Genomic DNA, 22,521 nt, shown 5'->3' with positions numbered 1-22,521 from the left:
TCGTCAGCGTTCCTCGTGAAGCTTTTCTTCGACGCGAATCGCTACCGATGAGTGCCGGGTCACGACCGTCCCGGCAGGGGGCGTCTGATGCAAGACGAGGTAGTTCCGCCCCCATGCCAGTGCGCCGATCGGCGGACCGTCAGGGTCTGGATTGGCGAGGGTCACACCCGCGGCCGAGGCAATCTCTTGGGCGGCCCGGAATGACATGCCCTCGACCAGTGGAACCGTGACCGCTTCTCCCACGCTCTCCCACATGAGATGGACACTACGCCGCCGAAGGCCCACTCGTGTCCGACATCTACCGTGTACGTCAGCAACGACTGATACCGTTTCGCGCTACTGGTTGAGAAGATTCGTTTCGGCGATGAGGTCGAGACGGGACAACAGCAGGTCTCCGGTCGACGCAACGATCGCGAACGCGTTGATGGTGATAGCGACCGCGATGGCGGCGAGAACCGCGATTTGCGTGAGACGGTATCGGCGCTTCCACGCAATTCCGACCACCAAGAATCCGGTCAGAACGGCGATAACCTGGCCGGCGACAGTAGCAAACGCCATGCGCATGGCGGTGTCTTCGGTGAGTGCGCCCCAGCTGTTGAATGCCGTCGCAAAGGCGAGCGGGACGACGACAACGCCGAGTGCAAGGATCGCGATGGGCCGGAGTTGCGGCCGACGATGCGGAGCCGCCGTTGAACCCTGCTCGGCGATCTGGGCTGCCATGAGCCCGACGGTATCAGGGGCAGACGCGTACCCGCCAGAGTACGACTTCTGGTCAGGGGCCGAGGGGGCTCTTTGCTCGAAGGTCGCCTGCCGCAATCGATCGTTACGGAGCAGTCGCGTCGAGCGCCGTAAACGCCTTGCCGTGAACGGGGTTCAAAACCTGGTTCTGACACCCGTTTCCGGAGGTTGAGGTTGTCAAGTAGTTCGGCATGACAGTACGAGCGGGAACCAGTGTCGATCGCGCAGTTGGGAGTCATCGCCGATGCTCACCCAGGTGCCTTCAGCAATCGGGGCGATCCCTGACGGCTGACCATCGTTCGATACGGGTTCATTGGAGACGTCAGGGTATTCGCGGAGCCACGCTGACTACGGTGGACACGTGGTGAACACGACAGAAGCACCCCCATCGCGACAAGCGAAGCGCAGAGCCGTCTCCGTACTTCTCGTGGCCGCGGGCTGCGCAGTACTGACGGTGACAGTGCTTGCGAGCATTCACTCCTTCTTTTTGAGCGCCCCGGAGAACTTTGACCCGACGTCCTTGTATCTGGCGATGTTGCTGATTGTCGGCTGCGTTCTGGTCTCTCACGTTGCGGCCGCGCCGCTCGACGATGACGCGGACGCCGATTGGTTTCTCGCCGTAGCCATCATCACCGGCGCCCCCGCCATACTGTTCACCCTCGCGATGTTGTGGCTGCCGTTTCTCTTCGCGCTGGACCGGGAGTGGATGGCTCTCGCCTTCATTCCCGTGCTCCCCGTGGTCTCGGGTCCCGCCCTCGGAGTGGGCATCAGCGCCGCTTACCTGTTACGTGCCGACGAGCCGGCCTGGCAACGGCGCGTGACTACCGTTGCCGTGATCTTCACTGCCACCGGCGTGGCACAGCTGCTCCTACTCGTCATCTCCAAGAACAGCCTGAGCTGATCGCTCACTGGCTCCGTAGTGATGCGGAGAATTGGGAGGCGTTCGACTCCTGCCGAAAACGATCCTTTGCGGCGCTCGAGCGCTCCGCCGTCTCGACCAGCCTCCGGAAACGTGAGCCATAACCCGCTATGGGCGGGCCCTTTCGGCCGGAGCTCAGTGGGACGTCCCGACTAGAGTTCCGCGGCCAGGTGGCCAAGGAATGCCGCCTGGCCGCCACCGATGACGTGGGCTTTCCTAAGTGGGATCCAGTAGAGCTCGAATCGGATGCGCTCGCCCGCGCCGTCGCTCTCTTCAAACGCCTCCCACCGTTCAGGCAGATCAGCGCTATCCGTGGTGAGGTGGAAATAGTGCCGCGCATGAATGGCTTCAGCGCACGGGCGCATGTCGTACTCGCCGGCCCCTAGGAATCGCACGACGCGCAACCCCTCCAGTCCGGTTTCCTCGCGCGCTTCTCGAAGCACCGCATCCTCTGGGAGCTCTCCTGATCTGATCGTCCCAGCAGGCACTTGCAATCCAGCCTCGTCCCAGGGCAGATCAGCGTGCCTCAGCACCACCATCCGGTCATCTCTGACGATATAAGCGACCACCTTGTGCGGACGGTTCATAGCTCCCTCTCGAGGTCGAAGCGCTTGGCGATCCGACGCATACGGCGCGCCCGCCAGGATAGCCGAGGGCTGGGACCCGGCGTGAGGTGCCGAGGATGGGGATAGTTTCCGGCAGGACAGCGGCATCGCACCGGCGGCAGACGCGCAACAGCCGCCCGCCGCCCGATCTCAGAGTGCCGCGACCAGCACCTCGACGGCGCGGCGCACCCGCGCTGTCCGCACCTCGTCGGGGTCGAAGTCACCCATGAAGACGTTGCCGAGTGCGGCTGAGAGTGTTCCATCGGCGACCAGCTCGCAGGTCGCCGCACCGGCGTTCGGGTACTCCGCTGCCGCGAGCGCGGCCAGGGTGGTGCGCGTGCTGCCGTACGCCTCCGTGAGCACCTCGGCGATCGCGGGGTTCGTGCGGGAGAGCTCGACGAAACCGAGCACGACGGCGTTCTCGGCATCCGATCGGGTGAAGTCCTCGCCGAACAGGTAGTCGAGCGCCTCGGTGAACGACGTCAGGGTGGACGGGAGGATCGTCAGCCCGCCCTTCTCATCGGAGAAGACGTGCCGCGCGGTCTCCGCGAGCAGCTGATCGCGGTTCCCGACGAAGTGCCGCACATGTCCGCGCGACATCCCTGCCGCCTCGGCGATGCGGTCGAGTGAGGTTCCGGCGATGCCGTGCTGGGCCACGGTCTGCAAGGTGGCTTCGATGATCTGGTCGCGTCGTTCTGCGGCCACGGTCGGACGTGCCATCGTTCCCCCTTTTCCCTGCATCAGCAGGATACATAGATGTTACAAGTTTTTAGTCTAGTCAGACTTGACTATTAACTTCGACGGACTTACGTTGTGATTCATCGAGCACCGCGGTCTTCCCGGCGCAGAGGTTTCGAAGGAGAGCAATGACCCGCTACATCCGCATCCCCGCGGCACCCGAGAGCGACCTGGCGCGTCCCGCCCGCATCCGGATGCGCGACGGCGTGCTGCTCGCGGCGGACGTCTACCTCCCCTCGGACGGCGGCGACCGCGCCGGCGACACCATCCTCATCCGCCTGCCTTACGACAAGAGCGGCACCTACACCTACATCCCGTTGATCGCCGAGTACCTGATGGCCCGCGGCTACCGCGTGGTCGCCCAGGACGTGCGGGGCAAGTTCCGCTCCGAGGGCGAGGCGCTGCTCTTCGTCAACGAGGTGCGGGACGGCGAGGACACGCTCGACTGGATCGTGCAGCAGCCGTGGTCGAACGGCCGGGTCGCGATGTGGGGCGACAGCTACTACGGCTACACCCAGTGGGCGGCAGCGGCCAGTGGCCACCCCGCGCTCAAGGCGATCGCGCCTCGCGTCACCGGCACCCGCCTCGGCGAACCCGTGCATCGCGCACCCGGCGAGCGCGTCTCGGACGTCGAGTGGGCGATCACCTACCTCTATCCCGTGAGCCATTTCCATGGCAACGACACCTACATGTGGGAGCCGGACTGGACTCGGCGCGACTTCGCCGCCCAGGTCGAAGACTTTCTCGCCGAGGCCGGAGAGCGCTCGATCTCTTATGACCAGTGGTACCCGCGGCCTGTTCACCTGCCGCGCTTCCCGCTCGGCTCGCCCTTCGCCGGCCGTTCGGTTCCGGCGCTGCACACGATCGGCTGGTGGGACAACTGCTCGCCCCTGTCGTGGGCCGATGTCGACGACATCGCGAAGAGTCCGGCGTGGGCCGCTCACCATCACCTCCGCATCGAGTCGATCGACCACGAGGGCTACGAGCTGCTCAGCGACCCGGCCGACCGCGTGGCCGAGCGCACCGACGACCAGGTGCGTGCGCTCCTCCCCCGCACTCTCGACCCCGCGCTCGAGTTCTTCGAGGTCTACCTGCGCGGCCACGGCGCCCCCTCCGACATCCCCGCAGTGCGCTGGAACCTCGCCGGTACGACAGAGGAGCGGACGGATGCGGCGTGGCCGCCCGCCGGCATCCGCACCGTCACGCTGCAGGCGACCGCAGAGGGAGGGCTGCGCACGGATGCCGCAGAGCACCCGACCGAGCTGACGTGGACGCACGACCCCGACGACCTCGTGCCGTCGAGCGCCGAGGACGCCTTCTCCTTCCTCCTCGAGATGCCGGACGACGCACCGATCGGCGCCCGCGGCGACGTGCTCGTCTTCACGTCGTCTCCGGTCGCCGCCGATGTCGACCTCGCCGGCCCCGTGAGCGCCACCGCGACGGTCCGCTCCGACGGCCCCGTGCTCGACCTGTTCGTCCGACTGCTCGACGTCTCACCCGACGGCACAGCACTGCGCATCGCCCGCGGGCAGCGTCAGATCGCCGAAGCCACGACGCCAGCGACCATCGACATCGGCCTGGGGCAGATCGGATACCGGCTCCAGGCCGGCCACTGCCTCCGCGTTCACGTGTCGAGCAGCGACTATCCCGAGTTCATCCCACAGACCGGCACCGGCGCCGACCCGTGGGCCTGGGGGCCCACCGCGACCAATCAGCAGCACCTCACCGTCGGGGGCCCCGACGGGCTCACGATCCACCTCCCCGTCCTGGATGGAGAACTGTCATGACCACGAACACCCCCCAGCCCGAGCCGATCCTCGAGTACGCGTTCGAGATCCGGGTCGACGTCGACACCGACATCCACCTGGGCCGTGGACCGCACGAGGTGCTCGCCTTCACCCCCATCACCGGGGGCACGATCGATGGCCCCCTGCTGCAGGGCACGGTTATCGCCGGTGGAGGCGACTGGTCTGTCGAGCGCGACGGCACGTTCCAGCTCGAGGCACGCTACCTGCTGCGCGCAGCCGACGGTGCGGCGATCGACATCCTCAACCGCGGCTACTACCGCGAAGAGGCCGACGGCTCGTCGTACTTCCGCACCGCCCCGGTCTTCCAGACCGACGCACCCGAACACAGCTGGCTGAGCCGCAACCAGTTCATCGGCCTCGCCCGCGACGAGGACGAGCAGATCTGCATCCGCGTCTACGTCGTCAGATGACCCGCACCGCCCGCACCACCACCCCCGGCGGGGTCGACGACGCTCCCGCTGCACGCACCTGAGAGGACCCGACATGACCCGCACCACCCGACGCCGGTTCACCGTCGCCGCCGCCCTGGCGACCGCGACCGTTCTCGCCGCCACCGCCTGTGCACCGCGCGCCGGCACGACAGACTCGTCCACTGACGAGATCGACGCCTCGTCGCTGGTCACCGCGCTGCCCGCGGCGACCACGCCCGTCGACGAAGTGACGTGGGCGGTCGTCGAGGGCGAGCCTCAGACGCTCGACCCGTCGTCCTCTGCCAACATCATCATCCCGAACCTGTGCGACAGCCTGCTCACGGTCGAACCCGACTTCACCCTCGAAGCGGGCATCGCCGAGACGGCCGAGTGGGTCGATCCCGTGACCTTCGAGATCACGGTGCGCGATGGCGTCACCTTCTGGGACGGAACTCCGGTGACCGCCGCGGACGTCGCCTACAGCCTGGAGCGCAACCGCACCCCCGCGTCGCAGTGGTACGCGGCCTTCGCGCTGGTCTCGAGCATCGAGACGCCCGACGACGACACCGTCATCGTGCACTTCGCAGCCCCGGACACGACATTCCGCGATGCCCTCGGCGGCGGAGGCGGAGCCGTCATGAGCTCCGCCTTCGGCGCCACCGCCGGTCAGGATCTCGGAACCTCCGGCGGCGGCCTGATGTGCGCGGGCCCCTACCAGCTCGACGAATGGAAGCCGGGCTCCGAGATCTCGGTCACCGCGAACCCCGACTACTGGAACGGCGCTCCGCTGACCGACCGCATCCGCTTCGTGTTCGTCACCGACGGCCCCACGCTCACCTCCGCCCTGACGGCTGGCGAGATCGACGGTGCCTTCACCGTGCCTCCCGGATCGCGGCAGAGCTTCGAGGCCGACGGCGGCGCCGGCCGCCTGATCGCGGGACCCTCCACGGCCTCGTACAGTTTCGGCCCCGCGTCGGCCGACAGCGCGGCCGCCGACCCGCGGGTGCGGCAGGCGCTGAGCCTCGCCATCGATCGCGACGTCTACATCGACACCGTCCTGCAGGGGCTCGGCGAGGTGCAGAAGACGATCGTGCCTCCGTTCGTGTGGAGCGGCATGGAGGCGAAGGACATCTACCAGGATGCCTACGACGCCCTCCCCGCACCCGAGGTCGACCTGGATGCGGCCAAGAAGCTGATCGCCGAGTCCGGCATCGACACCTCGGTGCCCCTCGTGCTCGCGGTGCCTGCCGGCGCGAAGGAGTTCTCGCAGACGGCATCCATCGTGCAGAGCGCGGCGAAGGACATCGGCCTCACCATCTCGATCGACGAACGCCAGCCCGCCGACTTCGGGGCACTGTTCTACACGCCCGAGCTGCGCGAGGGCATCGACTTCGTCGCGACGACCGGATACCTCGAGGTGCCCGGCGTGCTCGGCTACCCGCAGCTGTTCATGCTGCCGGCCGAGATCGGCGGCATCTTCAACTGGTCGGGCTATGCGAACGACGAGGTGACGGCCGACCTCCAGGCGGCGCGCACCGCGACGGATGCCACCACAGCGGCCGACGCGTTCGTGAGCGCACAGGAGATCTTCGCCGCCGACCAGCTGCAGGTCACCCTCGCCGGCGCCTACCAGCTCACCTACCTGGCCGACGACCTCACCGGGATCACCACCTCGGTCGCGATCTACAGCTCCCCCTGGGCGCTGCACCTCGGCGGCGAGTGAGTCGTCCAGGACGACGGAACGGATCCCCTCATGATCAGGACGGTGCTCGGAAAGCTGGGCGGACTCGCGCTCACGCTCTTCCTCGCCAGCGTCATCATCTTCTCGGCGCTGCTGCTGACGCCCGGAGACCCGGTGTCGGCGCTGGCGGGCGGTGCTCGTCCGACCCCGGAGCTCATCGCGGCCATCCGCGCCGAGTACCGACTCGACGACCCGGTCTGGTTGCAGTACCTGCACTGGCTCGGCGGCGTCGTCACCGGCGACTTCGGCCGGTCGTTCGTCTACAAGACCGACGTCTCCGTGCTCGTGGGGGCCCGCTTCGAGGTGACCTTCCAACTGGTGCTGCTCACGACGGCCCTGATCGCGGTGTTCGGCCTCGGCTCCGGCATCCTCGCCGCGGTGAGCGGCCGCCGTACCGACATGATCGTCTCGGTCTCGACGTCGCTCGGCATGGCTCTGCCTACGTTCATCGTCGCGATCCTGTTGATCTGGATCTTCGCCACCTCGCTCGGCTGGTTCCCGACCTTCGGGGCGGGTGACGAAGGACTCGATCGGCTCTGGCACCTCGTTCTGCCTGCGGCGTCGCTCGCGCTGATGTTCATCGCGTACATCAGCCGGGTGACGCGCAGCGCTCTCGTGGCGCAGCTGCACTCCGAGCATGTCGAGACGGCCCGGGTCCGCGGCATCCCGTGGCCGCGGGTGTTCCGTCGTCACGTCTTCCATAACGCGGCGCCGCAGATCCTGGCGATCTCGGGCACGACGATCGCCGGGCTCTTCGCGGCCTCGGCCATCGCCGAGCAGGCCTTCGGCCTCGGCGGCATCGGCTCCCTCCTCACCGAGGCTGCGGCCCGCAAAGACCTCCCGGTCGTGCAGGTCGTCTCGCTGCTGCTCGTCACGCTGTTCGTGGTACTGAACGCGATCGCCGACCTGCTGGCGGCGGCGATCGATCCCGACAGCGCGGGAACCAGGAGGAACGCATGAGCGTCGGTCAGCTCGCCGCGGGGCGCATCCCCGTCGCCGCACGTCGTCTCGCCCGACGGGACCCGCTCGTGGTCGTGGCCGTCGTCGTGCTCGCGGTCATCGCCGTGATCGCCGTCGCCGGCCCCTGGCTCGCCCCCTACTCACCCGACCAGCTCTACGTCGGGCCCACGAACGGCGTGGTCTCCCTCGACCATCCGTCCGGCACCGATGACCTCGGCAGGGACATCCTGTCGCGGGTTCTCGCCGGCGCCTCGGCCAGTGTCGCGGCCCCGGTCATCGTCGTCGTGCTCTCTACCACGCTCGGCATGGCGCTGGCCGTCACCTCCGCCTGGTTCGGCGGATTCGTCCGCGGCACGATCGCGCGCATCATCGACGTGATCTTCGCCATCCCGGGCCTGGTACTCGCCGTCCTCGCCGTGGCCATGTTCGGCAAGGGACTCGTCGCCCCGGTCGTCGCACTGTCGATCGCGTACATCCCGGTCGTCGCGCGCCTCACCCAGACGGCGGCCTCGCGCGAACTGGGTCGTCCCTACGTCGCAGCGCTGCGGGTGCAGGGGGTGTCGAGCGCGGCGATCTGCTTCCGTCATCTGATCCCCGCACTCATCCCGGTCGTCGCCGCCCAGGCGACGGTCGGCTTCGGCTACGCGATGCTCGACCTCGCCGCGATCTCGTTCCTGGGTCTCGGCCAGCAGCCTCCCGCCGCCGACTGGGGATCCATGATCGCCGGAGGGCAGGCCGCCATACTCGCCGGGGCTCCCGAGCAGTCGCTCTTCCCGGCGGCGCTGATCGTCGTCACCGTGCTCGCGGTCGGCATCATCGGCGCACGCACCACCACCTGGGCAGAGGAGAAGGAACGATGACGGCACCGGTGCTAGAACTGCAGGGCCTGGCGATCGGCATGCCGACTCCCGAGGGGCCTCGCATGCTGGTTCACGACTGCACGCTCGACGTCGACCTCGGCGAGTCCGTCGGCCTCGTCGGCGAGTCCGGCTCGGGGAAGACGCTGAGCGTGCGGGCGATCGCCGGCCTCCTGCCCGAGTCCTTCACGACGGCGGGAAGTATCAGCGTCGAAGGCCAGGACCTCGCGTCCCTCGACGACCGCGGGCGACGCGAGCTGCGGGCGCTGCGCATCGGCATGGCGTTCCAGACGCCCCGCGCGCACCTCAACCCGCTGCGGACGATCGGCGACTTCCTCACCGAGGCGCTGGTCACCGTGGCAGGCTTCACGGTCGACGCCGCCGAGCGCCGCGCGATCGAGCTGCTCGACGAGGTCGGAGTCCCCTCTCCCGCCCGTCGACTGCGTCAGCGACCGGCCGAGCTGTCGGGCGGCCTGCTGCAGCGGGTCATGATCGCATCCACTCTGGCGATGGATCCGCGCCTGCTGCTCGCCGACGAGATCACCACCGCCCTCGATGTGACCACACAGGAGGAGGTCATGGCGGTGATCGGCGACCTGCGTCGCCATCGCGACCTGTCGCTGCTGTTCATCACCCACGACCTCGCTCTCGCCGGTGCCGTGTGTGATCGGGTCGTGGTCATGAAAGAGGGGCGCACGATCGAGACGCTGCGGGCGGGGAGCATGAGAGAGGATGCCACGCAGGACTACACGCGCATCCTCATGTCGGCCTCGCTCGACGCCGTGCCGCTGACTGCGCCCGCGGAGCCGTCGAGTTCCGCCGACGCCGAGCCGCTCCTGCGAGTGGACGGTCTCACCAAGCGATTCCGCGTGCGAGCGGCCCGTGGGCGCGGGCACGAGGTGCTCACCGCCGTCGACGACGTCTCGTTCACCCTCGCTGCCGGAGGATCTCTGGGCATCGTCGGGGAATCCGGGTCGGGTAAATCCACCACGGCCCGCATCATCTGCGGCCTGGAGCGCACGGATGCCGGCACCGTGCACGTCGGCGGCTCCGATTGGAGCACACCCGCCGCCTCGGGCACCGAGCGCCGCATCCGCGCGAAGACCGCGCAGATGGTCTTCCAGGATCCGTACCAGTCGCTCGACCGACGCCAGACCGTGCGACAGTGCCTCACCGAAGCGATCCGCGTGCACCGCCGCGACGACGACCGCGCCGCGCTCTCCGCGCGAGTGGGCGCACTGTTGGAGTCCGTGCGCCTCGACCCCGCCCTGCTCGACGCGCGTCCGCGCTCGCTCTCCGGAGGCCAGCGGCAGCGCGTGGCGATCGCGCGGGCACTGGCCGCCGAGCCGCGCATCCTCGTGCTCGACGAGGCCGTGTCGGCGCTCGACGTCACCACCCGAGTCGAGATCCTGACGCTGCTCGAACGCATCCGCCTCGAGACCGGCGTCGCGCTGCTGATGATCACACACGACCTCACCGTCATCCGCCGACTGTGCGACGACGTGGTGGTGATGCGCGAGGGCCGCATCGAGGAGCGCGGCGCTACCGGCACCGTGCTCGACGACCCTCAGGCTGAGTACACCCGCCTGCTTCTCGACTCGATCCCGAGCGAGGGCTGGGCGCCGCAGCGGCGCATTCCGGTGCGCACCACTCCGATCCCGACGATCGGACTCGACCGACCGACCACGAGGAGACGGCGATGACCGACACCGAGCTGATGACCCCCGCATTCGAGTTCTGCTTCGAGCTGCAGGTCGATGTGACCCCGCCTCAGCGCATCGGTCGGGGTGAGGGCGGCCAGCTGCACTTCACTCCGATCATCGGCGGCCGCGTCACCGGGCCTCGCGCTGAAGGGCGTGTCGTTCCGGGCGGAGGCGACTGGTGGGTCGACCATGGCGTCACCACCCAGCTCGATGCGCGGTATCTCATCGAGATCGACGGCCATCTCGTCGATGTCGTCAACCGCGGCTATTGGCGGGCGAACGAGGCGGCGATCGCGCAGTTCGAGTCGGGCGGACAGCCGTCCGAGCACGATCTCTACTACCGCACGGCGTTCGTGTTCCAGACGGATGCGGAGCCCCTGCGTTGGCTCGCCGAGTCGCAGTTCGTCGGCTACGCGCGACCGGGAGACGACCAGGTCGTCATCCGCGTCTTCCGAGTGGTGTGACGAGATGATCGACGAGCACGACCAGAGCGGCGCAGCCGCCACGACGAGAGGCACGACCATGACCCGCACCCTCACCGCCGATCTGTGCATCGTCGACGGCCACGTGTTCGACGGCCGGGTGGGCACCGCCGACACCGCCGTCGCCATCCGCGGCGAGCGCATCATCGCGATCGGCTCCGACGACGAGATCCGTGCCCTGGCTGGCTCGGACACCCGGGTGATCGAGGCGGCCGGCGGCGGCATCCTTCCGGGTTTCGTCGACGCGCACATCCATGCCGCGTTCGCGGGTGTCGAGCGGCTCAGCTGCGATCTCACCGGCGCGAGCACGGTCGACGAGACGCTGTCGCTGATCGCGGCAGCGGCCGAGGCGACGGATGCCGAGTGGATCACCGGCGGCGGCTGGAGCCACGAGCTGTTCCCGCACCCGACCAGGCAGCTGCTCGACGCGATCGTGCCCGACCGCCCTGTGGCGCTCAGCGACGCCGGGCACCACACCCTCTGGGTCAACTCGCGCGCACTGCAGCTCGCCGGAGTCGACCGCGACACCCCGGCGCCGCCGAACGGTCACATCCACCATGACGACGAGGGCGAACCGACCGGATACCTCAACGAGACGGCGGCCGAGCTCGTCGGTCGAGCGATCCCGGCGTCGACCGATGCCGATATATCGGCTGGCCTGCTCAACGCGCAGGACTTCCTCTGGACGCTCGGCATCACCGGCTGGCACGAGGCCATCCTCGGCGAGTACAACGGCAAGGCCGACTGCACTGCCGCGTATCTCGCGACCATCGCCGACGGCACTCTCCGCAGCCGCACGTCCGGCGCGCTCTGGGTTCCCCCCGGCACCACCGCCGCGCAGGTGCCCGAGCTGGTCGAGCGCTTCGTCGCTCTGCGAACAGCGAACGCGGCGGCCGGATTCGACACATCGACCGCCAAGGCGATGGTCGACGGCGTTCCCCACGGCGAGACCGCGGCGCTGCTCGAGCCGTACTGCAGCCACGCCGGCAGCGGAGAACTGCACATCGACGCCGAGGCACTGGAGGCACTCGTCGTCTCGCTCGACGCCGCGGGGTTCGCGATGCACCTGCACATCATGGGCGACCGTGGCGTGCGTGTCGCCCTGGCCGCGGTCGAGGCTGCCCGACGCGCCAACGGCACCGGTCAGCGCCATCACTTCGCGCACCTGTCGATGGTCCACCCCGACGATGCCCGCCGCTTCGGCCCTCTCGGCATCACCGCGAACATCCAGGGCCTCTGGGCATCCGTCGACCCGGCCGTCGTGCCGATGATCGGCGACGCGCGGATGCGCGCGGGCTACCCGTTCCGCGCGATCGCCGACAGCGGCGCCGCGATCGCCATGGGGTCGGACTGGCCCGTATCGCCGGCCGACCCGTGGCTCGCGATCCACGTCGCCGTCAACCGCACTCTCCCCGGCCCCGACGGACAGCCGCGCGAACCCCTCGACGCCACCCAGCGTCTCACCCTCACCGAGGCGCTCGCCGCGTACACCAGCGGATCCGCCGAGCTCGTGCTGGGCGGAGGGGGGATGCTGCGCATCGGCGGCCGTGCCGACATCGCGGTGTCGACCGTCGATCCGTTCGCCATCCCGGCCGAGGCGCTGATCAGCGTGGGCACCGCCGTCACGATCGTGGGCGGAGCCGTCGTGCACACGCGCGAGTGAACCGACGCGGCGACGCACCGTCCCGTGCGTCGCCGCCTCGGTTCACGTGATCGGCACGGGCACCGAGTCGATCAGCAACCGGGTGTATTCGTGCTGGGGATCGCTCAGCAGACGCTCTGTCGCGCCCGCCTCCACGATCTCCCCGCGACGCATCACGATCGTCTCGGCGCAGACTCTTCGCACGACCGCCAGGTCATGACTGATGAAGAGCAGGGTCAGCCCCTGCTCCCGGCGGATCCGGGCGACGAGATCGAGCACCTGAGCCTGCACGGACACGTCGAGTGCGCTCGTCGCCTCATCCATCACCAGCAGCTCGGGTTCGACGGCGAGCGCCCTGGCGATCGCCACACGCTGACGCTGGCCGCCTGACAGCGTGCGCGGGCGGGCGGTGAGATGCTCTTCCCCCAGCCCCACGGCGGTGATCAGTTCGCGCACGCGCTCGGCCGCGTCGTTCCCCGTGCGGCCGCTGTGGAGTCTCAGCACATCCTCTATCGCTCGCCCCACGGGAATTCGCGGATCGAGCGAGAGGTACGGGTCTTGGAAGACCATCTGCACGCTCTTGGCACGCTCGAGCCGCTCGGCGCGCGATCGCGGGATGCCCGCCATGGATCGGCCGCCGATCGTGATCGCTCCGGCATCCGGCTCCTCGAGTCCGACGATCATCCGCGCCAGAGTCGACTTGCCCGACCCGGATTCGCCCACGACGGCGAGCGCACCGCCGCGGGGAACGACCAGATCCGCATCGATCACGGCGGAGACCGGCTCTGCACCGCGGCGCCGATAGGTCTTGCCCACCCCCGTCACGATGAGTTGCGCCTCGGCACCCGACACGGCCGTCGGCGGTGAGATCTCCCCCGAGATGCGGGGCGTCGCGGCGACCAGACGTCGGGTGTACTCGGCGGTCGGCGCCACCAGCACGTCCCGCGCCGCCCCCTCCTCGACGATCGCGCCGTCCTTCATGACGACGAGCCGATCGCAGAGCGACCCCGCGAGGTTGAGGTCGTGGGTGATGAACAGCATCCCCATCCCGCTCTGCTCGCAGAGATCCCGCAGCACCTGGATGATCTCCGCCTGTGTCGTGACGTCGAGAGCGGTGGTCGGCTCATCGCAGACGAGCAGGCCCGGAGATGTGCTCAGGGCCCCGGCGATCATGACCCGCTGCAGCATGCCGCCCGACAGCTCGTGCGGATGCTGCGACAGATGATCCGCCGGAGCGGGAAGCCTGACGGCGGAGAGGAGCTCGACGGCGCGGGTGCGAGCGGCCTCCTTCGCCCACCCCTCGCAGAGCCGCAGCCCTTCGGTGATGTGATCGCCGATGGTCCGCATCGGGTTGATGCCGGCGCGCGGATCCTGGAAGACCATCGCGGCCTCGTGCCGACGGATCTCCTGTCGCTCCGCCGCGCCCGCGAGCGGGGACCGTCCGTTCACAGCGACGGCTCCGCCGACGGTCGCACGATCGGGAAGAAGACCCAGCACCGCACGGGCCGTGAGCGACTTGCCCGAGCCGGACTCGCCGACGAGGCCGACGGTCTCGCCGGAGGCGATCCGCAGCGAGATGCCGTGCAGCAGTCTGGTGCCGTTCGGAAGATCGAGCGTCAGGTCGCGGATGTCGAGCAGAGCGTTCATGAGGGGTTCCCTCCGCCGATTCGGTCGGACAGTTCTTCGCCGATGATGTTCACGCACACGACGACGAGCACGACGGCTACGGCCGGGGCGATCGCCGGCAGGAACTGCCCTGCGGCGACTCCCGACTGCGCCTCGTTGATCATCGCGCCCCAGTCGGCGGTCGGCGCCTGCACGCCGAGCCCCAGGAACGAGAGGCCGGCGAGCTCGGCGAGCACGTATCCGAAGTTGAGGGTCGACTGCGCGCCCACGATCGGCGTGACGTTCGGCAGCACTCGCCGCAAGGCGATCCAGCCTCCGCCGAACCCCTGCACCCGATAGGCCGAGACATACGGCCTCGAGCGCTCGGCCATGACCAGCGACCTCGTGAGCCGTGCCACGAACGGCGCGTACGCGATGCTCATGGCGATGACCGGGGCGACCAGCCCCTTGCCGAACAGCGCGACCGCCATGATCGCGATCAGCAGAGACGGGAAGGCGAACAGCACGTCGAAGATCCGGCTGAGTGCGGCATCGATCCACCCTCCGCGCCACCCGGCCCACAGCCCCAACAGGATGCCGAGGACGGTGGAGAACAGCACGACGAGCAGCGGGCCGATGAGCGCCGTGCGACCGCCGTAGATGAGGCGGCTCAGCAGGTCCCGGCCGAGGGAGTCGGTGCCGAGCCAGTGGGCCGCGGACGGCGGCGCGAGGAACGACGTGAAGTCCACCGCATCCGGGTCGTAGGGTGCCACGAAGGGGGCGCAGATCGCCGCCAGCACGACCGCGCCGAGAACGACGACGCTGGCCAGGTAGAGGAATCGCGGGCGGCGCCCGCGAGGTGCGCGCAGCACCCGCATCGCGAGCGTCGGAGTCGAGGAGGTCATCGGGCACCAGCTCCTGCAGCGGATCGGGGGTCGATCCAGGGTTCGAGGACGTCGACGATCGCGTTCATGACGACGAACGCGCACACGACGAAGAGGACGATGGCCTGCACCACGGGGAAGTCGAGCCGATCGACGGACTGCACGAGAAGCGACCCGATCCCCGACAGCCCGAACGCCGCCTCGACGATCGAGCTGGCGACGATGAGCCCCGCCACGAGCACGCCGCTCACGGTCAGGATCGGACCGAGGGCATTGCGCAGCACGTGCCGCCGCACGACGATCGATCGACGCACGCCCCGACTCGTCGACACCTCGACGTGCTCGCGGCTCAGCTGATCGACCATGGCCGACCTGGTCACCTTGCCGACGAGCACGATGAAGACGAGCGCCAGGGCGATCGACGGCAGGGTCAGGTGATAGACCATGTCGGTGAAGCCCTCGCCCGACCCGAAGGAGGGGAACCAGCCGAGCTGCACGGAGAACACCGCGATGAGGACGATCGCCCCGACGAACGACGGGATCGCGCCGAGCACCGTGAGTCCGATCAGGACGAAGCGATCCAACGCCCTCCCGCGGTTCAGCGCCGCGACAGCACCGAGCACGACGCCGGCGACCAGCACGATCGTCCCCGCCATCGTGACGAGCATGAGGGTCACGGGAAGCCGGTCGCCGATCACCTCGGTGACGTCCTGCCGGTACTGCAGGGAGCGCCCGAGATCGCCGTGGAGCAGACCGAGAACCCATCGCAGGTACTGCTCCCACGGCGGCAGGTCCAGTCCGTACTGGGCGGTCACCTGCGCCACCGCCTCTGCACTGGGCTTGCGCCCGCGCAACAGGAAGCTCACCGGGTCGCCGGGCACGAGGAAGCGCGAGAAGAAGACGAGCAGCGATGCCAGGAACAGGGTCAGCAGCAGCCCACCGAGCTTCCCGGCGACCCGGCGCGCGGCTGTCATCGGGCGCCGATCGTGGCCGCCCACGGGTAGTACATGAAGGCGATCGACGGCTGGACTCCGGTGATCCTCTCGCCCAGATAGAGCGATATCGGCGCCTGATACAGCGGGAGCCACGGCAGCTCCGCATTCGCGATCCGCTGGGCCTCGGCTGTGAGCTCGCTGCGCGCGGCCGGGTCGTCGATCGTGACGGCCTCCTGAAGGATCGCGTCGAACTCCGGGTCGGACCACCCGCCGTAGTTGCTGAAGTCGCCTGTCCGAAGCACGGAGTACATCTCCAACGCATCCGGGCTCGAGAGATACCAGCTCGTGTAGAAGAGGTCGACGCCTTCGCGGGCGGTGGGGTCGGAGAACAGCGCGGTGTAGGCGTTCGGGGTGACGGTCTCGACGTTCACCGTCAGCCCGATCGACCGGGCAGCGGCGACGGTAGCCTGCGAGATGACGCCGAAGTCGTTGCTGATCGGGGCGGTGACGTAGGTCAGCTCCGCTCCCTCTGCCCCCGCGTCGGCGATGAGCTTCTTCGCCTCCTCGAGGTTCTGGTCGTACGAGGTGATGTCGTCGAAGGCCGCGGTGCGCGCGGCATCCGAGGCGTCCTGCCAGACCGACGGGGTGGTCATCACGTCGGTCGTCTCGCCGACGCCTCGGTACGCAGCCTGAAGGATGCCGTCACGGTCCATCGCGAGCAGCAGGGCCTTGCGCACGCGCACGTCGCCGAGGGGACCGTCGAGATCGCTGACCACGATGTTGCCCACCGCGGTGCTCATCCCGAAGAGCACGTCTCCCTTGCCCGCCGATCGGAGCGTGGAGACGGCCTCCATGGGAACCATCCACGATCCGTCGACGCTTCCGGACTTGAGTGCGTTGATGCGCGCGGTGGGGTCGGTCATGAAGACGAACTCGACCTCGCCGGACCGCGCCCGGAGTCCCTCATCCCAGTAGTCGTCGTAGCGGGTCATCGTGATCGACTCACCGGACTCCCACGAGGTCAGCTCGAAGGGACCGGTGCAGTTCACACCGCCCGTCGAGTTGCCGTAGTCGGCGCCCTTCTCGGCCAGGGTCGCGGCCGACTCGATCACGCCGGCGGACCCGCCCATGCCGAGATTGAACTGCGAGTCGGGCCCGGTCATCGTCACCGTCACCTCGCGCTCGCCGGTCTGCTCGATCGACTTCACGTTCTGGTAGACGGAGTACCAGAACGATCCGACGGCCGGGTCGAGGTGTCTGCTCATCGACGCGACCGCATCGGCCGCCGTGAGCGCAGTGCCGTCGTGGAAGGTGACGCCCTCTCGGATCGTGTACACCCAGGTGTCGGGCGTCGGATGCGCGAACGATTCGGCGAGGCCGGGGCTGAGGGAGTAGTCCGGGTTCAGCCGCAGCAGAGACTCGCAGGTGTTGGCGAGGATCGAGTTGTCGGCGTAGTCGAAGGCGTAGGCGTAGTCGAGCGAGTAGGGCTCGGCATAGGTCGCGAACGTGAACGAGTCGATGTCGCCGCTGGGCGCGGCCGTCGTCTCGGTCAGCTCCCAGTCGATCGGCTCGTCCGACCCGGAGCCGGTCGTGTCGGCCGGGCCGCAGCCGGCGAGCGCCGCGACGGCGAGGACGCCGACGAGCGCGGTCGCGCCTCCTCTGGCGAGGGAACGGGAGCGGAGCGTGCGGTTCATCGGGACTCCTTGCGGTCGGTGCCGGGCGAGGTGGAGGCGAGAGCGTCTGCCGTGTGGACGCGGCGCCCGTCTATCCAGGTGGACGTGACGCGCGCCCGGTGCAGTTCCGCCACCGGCAGTCGGAAGGGATTCGGTTCGATCACGACGAGATTGGCGAGGTATCCCTCGCGGATGCTGCCGGTATCGTCATCGCGTCGGTTCACGTACGCGGACCCCGAGGTGTACGCGGTGAATGCCGTCTCGAGGTCGAGTCGCTGATGCGCTCCCCCGAGCGGCGGCCGCTCGGACCCCGGATACGAGCGGTTCACGGCGACATGGATGGCCGCGAGCGGATCTGCCGTGGAGACCGGCCAATCGCTGCCCGCCGCCAGTCGCGCACCCTGTCGCACGAGATCGCCGAACGGATACTGGCGGTCCACCTGTCCGTCCTGCAGGAACGGCAGCGTCAGGTCGTCGAGCTGGTCTTCGTGGGTCGCCCAGAGCGCCTGGATGTTGGCGATCGCACCGAGCGGCGCGAAGCGGGTGGTGTCGTCCTCCGAGACGACCTGGAGGTGCGCGAGGTGGTGGCGTCCGTCGGTGTCGCCGTTGGCGTCACGGGCGACCTGCAGAGCATCGAGGGCCTCGCGCACGGCGCGGTCGCCGAGCGCGTGCATGTGCACCTGCTGACCGGAGGCGTCGAGGGCCGTCACGTATTCGCGCAGCCGGTCCGGGTCGATGAAGCTCAGTCCGTGATTGCACGTGTCGTGTCCGGACTCGTCCCGATAGGGGGTGAGCATCGCCGCGGTCTGGTTCTCTGCGACGCCGTCGACCATGATCTTCGTGGTTCCGAGGTCGATCCGGCGATCGGGATGAGCGGCGGCGGCGCGCTCGCGGCGTTCGGTCATGCGGGCGACCTGGTCGACTCCGCCGTCTCGCAACCACCATTGCGCCCCCACGACGTGCACGAGCAATCGCCCCTCGGCCGCGGCCCGCTCATACGCGGCGAGCGGATCCGAGATCCCGCCGGAGTCCGCACCGACCATGGCGTCCTGCCACCCGGTGATGCCGAGGGCGATGAGCTCTTCCTGTGCACGCAGCAGTCCCTGGTAGGCGAGATCGGCAGAGGTCGCGGGGCGCACCGCGGCGAAGAGGTCGCCGGCGCCCTCGTGGAACGTACCGGCGGGAGAGCCGTCGATATCGCGAACGATCCGGCCGTCCGTCGGGTCCTCCGTCTCGGCCGTGATCCCCGCCCGCTCGATGGCCGCCGTGCTCGCCCACGTGCTGTGGTGATCCCGGCTCTGCAGCAGCACGGGCCGACCGCCTGTCGCGTCGTCGAGCAGTTCACGCCGCGGGTTGCCCCCGGCGAAGTGGTCCATGCTCCAGCCTCCGCCGAGGATCCATTCCTCCTCCGGGTGCGCCTGTGAGTACGCGCGGATGATCGCGACGGTGTCGTCCGCATCCGCCGCGTCCGAGAGATTGCACTGCAGCAGCTCGATTCCGCCGCCCACCGGGTGAATGTGCGCGTCCTGGAAGCCGGGGCTGAGCAGCGCCCCGCCGAGGTCGATGCGGCACGAGTCGGGGAAGGTGTCGAGGTCCGCCTCGGATTCCGGGACGACCGCCGCGATGCGACCGTCGCGCACGACGACGGCATGATCCGCGAGCGGAGAACCGCTGCCGGTGAACACGAGACCTCCGTGGAAGACGAACTCGCTCGCCATAGTGGACCTTCCCTCATCGTCGATGCTGCTGGAACGCGACAAACGTATCCTCGGTCATCTATGGTGTCAACAGTGTTGTCAGAGGCGATGCGATTCCGTTGCCATCGGCTCGGGATCGCCGCATCGCATGGCACGATGGAGCAGAGAAGACCGGAGAGACGAATGGCGAACAAGGCATCCGCGCGCGTGCGGCTCGACAGGGCGACGATCATCGACGCCGGCATGGAGCTCGCCGAGACCGGAGCGGCATCCATCTCGGTGCGAGAGCTCGGTGCCCATCTCGGCGCCGACCCGACCGCCATCTACCGTCACTTCGCGAGCAAGGACGCCCTGATGGGCGCACTCCTCGACGAGCTCAACGGCCAGGCCGCAGCAAGCGTCGACCTTCCGGTCGACGACTGGGCGGGCCGCCTGCGCATGCTGAGCGAAGCGACCCTCGCCTCCTTCACCCGCTACCCGGCCATCGGCGCGGAGGCGACGAGCCTGACCACGCACGGCGCGGGCGAGCTCGCGGCGATCGAGCTGATGCTCGATGCCTTCCATCGTGCCGGGCTGCGAGGGCAGGAGCTGGTGCGGCACTACGCACTGCTCGCCTCGCACGTGCTCTCTGGCGCCGCGGGGATCGCTCGAGCGAGAGCGGACCGCAGCCACGACGGCGAGGACAGCCCCTGGATCGACTCGCCGCTGCTCGCCGATCCGCGACAGTTCCCCCTGATCGCCGAGAACAGCGCGCTGCTGTCGGATCTGCAGGACCGGGAGCTCTTCCTGCTGGGCGTCGACGTGATCATCGAGGCCGCACGCACGGCCGCCGCTCGCTGAGGAGCTCTGTCGATCCGCCTCTTGCGCTGGATATGGTTTTGTGACAAAACTATATCTGACGGCGGCTCGGATGAGCCGCGAACAGGAGCGATCAATGAAGATCATCATCATCGGGGCGGGGATCGGCGGACTCGCCACAGCGGTCAGCCTGCATGAGGCCGGGTTGCGCGACGTCGCCGTGTTCGAGCGGAGCACGGCGATCCGTGGGCTCGGCGTGGGCATCAACCTGCTGCCGCACGCACTGCGCGAGCTCACCGAGCTCGGCATCGCCGACACCATCGCCGAGCTGGGGGTCGAACCGCAGACGCTGGCCTACTACAACCGCTTCGGGCAGCCGATCTGGAGCGAACCGCGCGGGCGCGAGGCCGGATACCGCTGGCCGCAGCTGTCGGTGCACCGCGGTCGTCTGCAACTCGCTCTGCGTGACCTCGCTGCAGCGCGACTCGCAGAGCCCATCCGCCTCGATCACCGCCTCATCGACGTCACCACGAACCATGACGGCACCGAGACCGCGCGCTTCGCCACCGCCGACGGCACGGTCGAGGAGACCGCCGACGTGATCATCGGCGCCGACGGCATCCACTCGGCACTGCGCGCTCTGCGCTACCCGAGTGAAGGAGCCCCGCCCTGGAGCGGCCTCACCCTGTGGCGCGGGGTCACGCGGATTCCGGCGTTCCTCGACGGCCGCACCATGATCATGGCGGGCGACGGCGAGCAGAAGTTCGTCGCGTATCCGCTCGCACCCGCAGACGCCGACGCCGACGGACGGATGCTGGTGAACTTCATCGCCGAACGCCGCGTCGGCGGCACGGGAGACGCGGACTGGAACCGCCACGTCGAGCCCGGACCGATCGCCGAGCTCTTCCGCGACTGGCGCTTCGACTGGCTCGATGTGCCGGCCGCGATAGCCGCCGCCGACGAGATCCTCGAGTACCCCATGGTCGACCGAGACGCACTGCCGCAGTGGACGTTCGGTCGCACCACGCTGCTGGGTGATGCCGCGCACGCGATGTACCCGAACGGATCGAACGGCGGATCCCAGGCGATCCTCGATGCGCGCACGCTGGCCTTCCACCTCGCGACAGCCCCGAGCATCGACGAGGGTCTCGCCGCATACGAGCAGGACCGCCGCCCCGCGATGACCGCTCTGCTCGCCGGCACTCGCGCCACGGGGCCGGAGCGCGTGATGCAGCTCGCTCGCGAGCGCGCGCCGCAGGGCTTCGCCGACATCGACGACGTGATCCCCTCTGACGAGCGCGAGCGGATCGCCGCCGACTACAAGAAGGCGGCCGGTTTCCTTCCCCGAGATCCTCAACGAGCGCCCCTCGCTCACCCCGGCGTCGGCGGTGGGTCGATGAGCGGTTTCGATGCGGCTCGACTCGCCGGCGTCATCTCCCCCCTGCGGCGCGCGCTCCTCGCCGCGACGCGGGCGGAGGCTGGGCTTCCCGAGCTGTCGGATGCCCAGATCGACGTGATCCGGGCCCTGCCACGCGGCACCTCGAAGGGTCCGGCGGAGATCGCCGCGCGGCTGCGACTCAGCCGATCGACCGTGAGCAATCTCCTCGGGGCGATGGAGGGCGAGGGCCTCATCGAACGACGCCCGGCGCCCTCCGACGGCCGTCGGGTCATGGTGCAGGCATCAGCGAAGGCGCTCGACCTGTTCGACCGGTTCGACGCCGCGAACTCCGCTCTCGTCGCACAGGCGACGAGTCGGCTCGACGACGAGGAGCGAACCGCGCTCGCGGCCGCGGTTCCCGTGCTGGAGAGACTCTGCGACCTGCTCGCCGCCGACCATGAGGAGACCCGATGACCTCGCACGATGAACTCCCCCGACCCGACCTCGAGTTCGCCTTCGACGTCACCGTCGACCTCGGCCCGCTCGAAGATCACCACGCCACCAGCGTCGGCCATCGCCGTGTCGTGCCGATCCTCGGCGGGCGCATCACGGGCGCCGTCGAGGCCGAGATCCTGCCCGGCGGAGCGGACTGGCAGATCCTGCGACCCGACGGGACGATCGAGATCGACGGCCGCTACTCGGCACGGACCGACGGAGGCGACCTGCTGCTGTTGCACGCGACGGGACTCCGCACAGGCACTCCCGACGTGCTCGAGCAGCTGCGACGCGGTGAGGACGTCGACCCGGGCGCGTACTACTTCCGCACGACCGTGCAGATCGAGACGGCCGCGCCGGCACTCGCCCACCTGCAGCGAACCCTGTTCCTCTCGGCCGCTCAGAGGCAGGCGGATGCCGTGCGCTACCGCGCCTACCGGGTGAACTGAGCCC

21 protein-coding genes are annotated in these 22,521 nt (G+C 68.9%); 12 read left to right on the top strand and 9 right to left on the bottom strand.

All coding sequences use genetic code 11. The annotated features are described in order from the left end of the window. Positions 1–3 precede the first annotated feature (3 nt). Together ACZZZF_RS13910 and ACZZZF_RS13905 are read right to left on the bottom strand one after the other, a co-directional pair. Positions 4–255 (bottom strand): PASTA domain-containing protein, encoded by a 252-nt coding sequence (locus ACZZZF_RS13910; RefSeq protein WP_400341379.1) that lies wholly within the window; start codon positions 253–255, stop codon positions 4–6. A gap of 81 nt (positions 256–336) precedes the next feature. After that, positions 337–720, bottom strand: a complete 384-nt coding sequence (locus ACZZZF_RS13905) for a hypothetical protein (RefSeq protein WP_400341378.1) — start codon at positions 718–720, stop codon at positions 337–339. A 379-nt stretch (positions 721–1,099) separates the two neighbouring features. Here ACZZZF_RS13905 and ACZZZF_RS13900 point away from each other — a divergent pair, with 379 nt between their 5' ends. Further along, on the top strand, positions 1,100–1,639 hold the full coding sequence (locus tag ACZZZF_RS13900; protein WP_463498940.1) for a hypothetical protein: 540 nt from the start codon (positions 1,100–1,102) through the stop codon (positions 1,637–1,639). A gap of 170 nt (positions 1,640–1,809) precedes the next feature. Here the strand turns inward: ACZZZF_RS13900 and ACZZZF_RS13895 are convergent, their stop codons facing one another. Together ACZZZF_RS13895 and ACZZZF_RS13890 are read right to left on the bottom strand one after the other, a co-directional pair. Continuing rightward, positions 1,810–2,244 (bottom strand): NUDIX hydrolase, encoded by a 435-nt coding sequence (locus tag ACZZZF_RS13895; RefSeq protein ID WP_463498938.1) that lies wholly within the window; start codon positions 2,242–2,244, stop codon positions 1,810–1,812. Between the two features lie 168 nt (positions 2,245–2,412). Next, positions 2,413–2,982: a TetR/AcrR family transcriptional regulator gene (locus ACZZZF_RS13890; RefSeq protein ID WP_056279238.1), complete on the bottom strand. Its 570-nt coding sequence runs from the start codon at positions 2,980–2,982 to the stop codon at positions 2,413–2,415. A gap of 146 nt (positions 2,983–3,128) precedes the next feature. On the opposite strand from ACZZZF_RS13890, the gene ACZZZF_RS13885 reads away from it, so the two are divergent. The 8 genes from ACZZZF_RS13885 (at position 3,129) to ACZZZF_RS13850 (ending at position 12,624) form a co-directional block, all read left to right on the top strand. After that, positions 3,129–4,787, top strand: coding sequence for a CocE/NonD family hydrolase (locus ACZZZF_RS13885; protein WP_463498935.1), 1,659 nt, complete (start codon positions 3,129–3,131; stop codon positions 4,785–4,787). After that, positions 4,784–5,218, top strand: coding sequence for a DUF3237 domain-containing protein (locus ACZZZF_RS13880; protein WP_056279234.1), 435 nt, complete (start codon positions 4,784–4,786; stop codon positions 5,216–5,218). The genes ACZZZF_RS13885 and ACZZZF_RS13880 overlap by 4 nt, the downstream gene beginning before the upstream one ends. A 73-nt stretch (positions 5,219–5,291) precedes the next feature. Then, on the top strand, positions 5,292–6,941 hold the full coding sequence (locus tag ACZZZF_RS13875; protein ID WP_463498932.1) for an ABC transporter substrate-binding protein: 1,650 nt from the start codon (positions 5,292–5,294) through the stop codon (positions 6,939–6,941). Positions 6,942–6,971: 30 nt separating this feature from the next. Beyond that, positions 6,972–7,919: an ABC transporter permease gene (locus tag ACZZZF_RS13870; RefSeq protein WP_295100879.1), complete on the top strand. Its 948-nt coding sequence runs from the start codon at positions 6,972–6,974 to the stop codon at positions 7,917–7,919. After that, a complete protein-coding gene (locus tag ACZZZF_RS13865) occupies positions 7,916–8,779 on the top strand; it encodes an ABC transporter permease (protein WP_463498930.1) in 864 nt (287 codons plus the stop codon). The genes ACZZZF_RS13870 and ACZZZF_RS13865 overlap by 4 nt, the downstream gene beginning before the upstream one ends. Next, positions 8,776–10,479, top strand: a complete 1,704-nt coding sequence (gene nikE, locus ACZZZF_RS13860) for a nickel ABC transporter ATP-binding protein NikE (protein ID WP_463498928.1) — start codon at positions 8,776–8,778, stop codon at positions 10,477–10,479. Before ACZZZF_RS13865 ends, nikE begins: the two co-directional genes overlap by 4 nt. Further along, a complete protein-coding gene (locus ACZZZF_RS13855) occupies positions 10,476–10,943 on the top strand; it encodes a DUF3237 domain-containing protein (protein ID WP_400341361.1) in 468 nt (155 codons plus the stop codon). The genes nikE and ACZZZF_RS13855 overlap by 4 nt, the downstream gene beginning before the upstream one ends. A gap of 4 nt (positions 10,944–10,947) precedes the next feature. Then, positions 10,948–12,624 carry an amidohydrolase gene (locus ACZZZF_RS13850; RefSeq protein WP_463498925.1) on the top strand — a complete coding sequence of 559 codons (1,677 nt, stop codon included), beginning with the start codon at positions 10,948–10,950 and terminating at the stop codon, positions 12,622–12,624. Positions 12,625–12,666: 42 nt separating this feature from the next. On the opposite strand, the gene ACZZZF_RS13845 is transcribed toward ACZZZF_RS13850, so the two are convergent. From ACZZZF_RS13845 to ACZZZF_RS13825, 5 genes are read right to left on the bottom strand one after another with little or no spacing between them, the layout of a single operon-like run. Beyond that, positions 12,667–14,250 (bottom strand): ABC transporter ATP-binding protein, encoded by a 1,584-nt coding sequence (locus ACZZZF_RS13845; RefSeq protein WP_463498922.1) that lies wholly within the window; start codon positions 14,248–14,250, stop codon positions 12,667–12,669. Next, the gene (locus tag ACZZZF_RS13840) at positions 14,247–15,113 is read right to left on the bottom strand and encodes an ABC transporter permease (protein WP_463498919.1); all 867 of its coding nucleotides are present in this window, start codon (positions 15,111–15,113) and stop codon (positions 14,247–14,249) included. Before ACZZZF_RS13840 ends, ACZZZF_RS13845 begins: the two co-directional genes overlap by 4 nt. Then, positions 15,110–16,066: an ABC transporter permease gene (locus tag ACZZZF_RS13835; protein WP_463498916.1), complete on the bottom strand. Its 957-nt coding sequence runs from the start codon at positions 16,064–16,066 to the stop codon at positions 15,110–15,112. The genes ACZZZF_RS13840 and ACZZZF_RS13835 overlap by 4 nt, the downstream gene beginning before the upstream one ends. Beyond that, complete coding sequence (locus ACZZZF_RS13830; protein WP_463498913.1) at positions 16,063–17,721, bottom strand: ABC transporter substrate-binding protein; 1,659 nt, start codon at positions 17,719–17,721, stop codon at positions 16,063–16,065. Before ACZZZF_RS13830 ends, ACZZZF_RS13835 begins: the two co-directional genes overlap by 4 nt. Next, the gene (locus ACZZZF_RS13825) at positions 17,718–19,418 is read right to left on the bottom strand and encodes an amidohydrolase (protein WP_463498911.1); all 1,701 of its coding nucleotides are present in this window, start codon (positions 19,416–19,418) and stop codon (positions 17,718–17,720) included. The genes ACZZZF_RS13830 and ACZZZF_RS13825 overlap by 4 nt, the downstream gene beginning before the upstream one ends. A 162-nt stretch (positions 19,419–19,580) precedes the next feature. Between ACZZZF_RS13825 and ACZZZF_RS13820 the strand changes: the two genes are divergently transcribed. The 3 genes from ACZZZF_RS13820 to ACZZZF_RS13810 all read left to right on the top strand — a co-directional run bounded on the left by ACZZZF_RS13820 (position 19,581) and on the right by ACZZZF_RS13810 (position 22,517). Beyond that, positions 19,581–20,237: a TetR/AcrR family transcriptional regulator gene (locus ACZZZF_RS13820; RefSeq protein ID WP_072591912.1), complete on the top strand. Its 657-nt coding sequence runs from the start codon at positions 19,581–19,583 to the stop codon at positions 20,235–20,237. A gap of 94 nt (positions 20,238–20,331) precedes the next feature. Further along, positions 20,332–22,047, top strand: coding sequence for an FAD-dependent monooxygenase (locus ACZZZF_RS13815; RefSeq protein WP_463498909.1), 1,716 nt, complete (start codon positions 20,332–20,334; stop codon positions 22,045–22,047). After that, entirely contained in the window at positions 22,044–22,517 is a 474-nt protein-coding gene (locus ACZZZF_RS13810; protein ID WP_463498906.1) for a DUF3237 domain-containing protein, read from the top strand. The genes ACZZZF_RS13815 and ACZZZF_RS13810 overlap by 4 nt, the downstream gene beginning before the upstream one ends. Positions 22,518–22,521: the final 4 nt, after the last annotated feature.

The organism is Microbacterium sp. AC215, assembly GCF_979258645.1.
This window is presented reverse-complemented; position numbering and strand designations above follow the sequence as displayed.

Coding starts and splice junctions, on each gene's coding strand:
- ACZZZF_RS13890 (WP_056279238.1), bottom strand. CDS start 2,982: ATGGCACGTCCGACCGTGGCCGCAGAACGACGCGACCAGATCATCGAA.
- ACZZZF_RS13910 (WP_400341379.1), bottom strand. CDS start 255: ATGTGGGAGAGCGTGGGAGAAGCGGTCACGGTTCCACTGGTCGAGGGC.
- ACZZZF_RS13870 (WP_295100879.1), top strand. CDS start 6,972: ATGATCAGGACGGTGCTCGGAAAGCTGGGCGGACTCGCGCTCACGCTC.
- ACZZZF_RS13885 (WP_463498935.1), top strand. CDS start 3,129: ATGACCCGCTACATCCGCATCCCCGCGGCACCCGAGAGCGACCTGGCG.
- ACZZZF_RS13880 (WP_056279234.1), top strand. CDS start 4,784: ATGACCACGAACACCCCCCAGCCCGAGCCGATCCTCGAGTACGCGTTC.
- ACZZZF_RS13855 (WP_400341361.1), top strand. CDS start 10,476: ATGACCGACACCGAGCTGATGACCCCCGCATTCGAGTTCTGCTTCGAG.
- ACZZZF_RS13815 (WP_463498909.1), top strand. CDS start 20,332: ATGAAGATCATCATCATCGGGGCGGGGATCGGCGGACTCGCCACAGCG.
- ACZZZF_RS13835 (WP_463498916.1), bottom strand. CDS start 16,066: ATGACAGCCGCGCGCCGGGTCGCCGGGAAGCTCGGTGGGCTGCTGCTG.
- ACZZZF_RS13810 (WP_463498906.1), top strand. CDS start 22,044: ATGACCTCGCACGATGAACTCCCCCGACCCGACCTCGAGTTCGCCTTC.
- ACZZZF_RS13850 (WP_463498925.1), top strand. CDS start 10,948: ATGATCGACGAGCACGACCAGAGCGGCGCAGCCGCCACGACGAGAGGC.
- nikE (WP_463498928.1), top strand. CDS start 8,776: ATGACGGCACCGGTGCTAGAACTGCAGGGCCTGGCGATCGGCATGCCG.
- ACZZZF_RS13895 (WP_463498938.1), bottom strand. CDS start 2,244: ATGAACCGTCCGCACAAGGTGGTCGCTTATATCGTCAGAGATGACCGG.
- ACZZZF_RS13875 (WP_463498932.1), top strand. CDS start 5,292: ATGACCCGCACCACCCGACGCCGGTTCACCGTCGCCGCCGCCCTGGCG.
- ACZZZF_RS13865 (WP_463498930.1), top strand. CDS start 7,916: ATGAGCGTCGGTCAGCTCGCCGCGGGGCGCATCCCCGTCGCCGCACGT.
- ACZZZF_RS13830 (WP_463498913.1), bottom strand. CDS start 17,721: ATGAACCGCACGCTCCGCTCCCGTTCCCTCGCCAGAGGAGGCGCGACC.
- ACZZZF_RS13905 (WP_400341378.1), bottom strand. CDS start 720: ATGGCAGCCCAGATCGCCGAGCAGGGTTCAACGGCGGCTCCGCATCGT.
- ACZZZF_RS13845 (WP_463498922.1), bottom strand. CDS start 14,250: ATGAACGCTCTGCTCGACATCCGCGACCTGACGCTCGATCTTCCGAAC.
- ACZZZF_RS13825 (WP_463498911.1), bottom strand. CDS start 19,418: ATGGCGAGCGAGTTCGTCTTCCACGGAGGTCTCGTGTTCACCGGCAGC.
- ACZZZF_RS13820 (WP_072591912.1), top strand. CDS start 19,581: ATGGCGAACAAGGCATCCGCGCGCGTGCGGCTCGACAGGGCGACGATC.
- ACZZZF_RS13840 (WP_463498919.1), bottom strand. CDS start 15,113: ATGACCTCCTCGACTCCGACGCTCGCGATGCGGGTGCTGCGCGCACCT.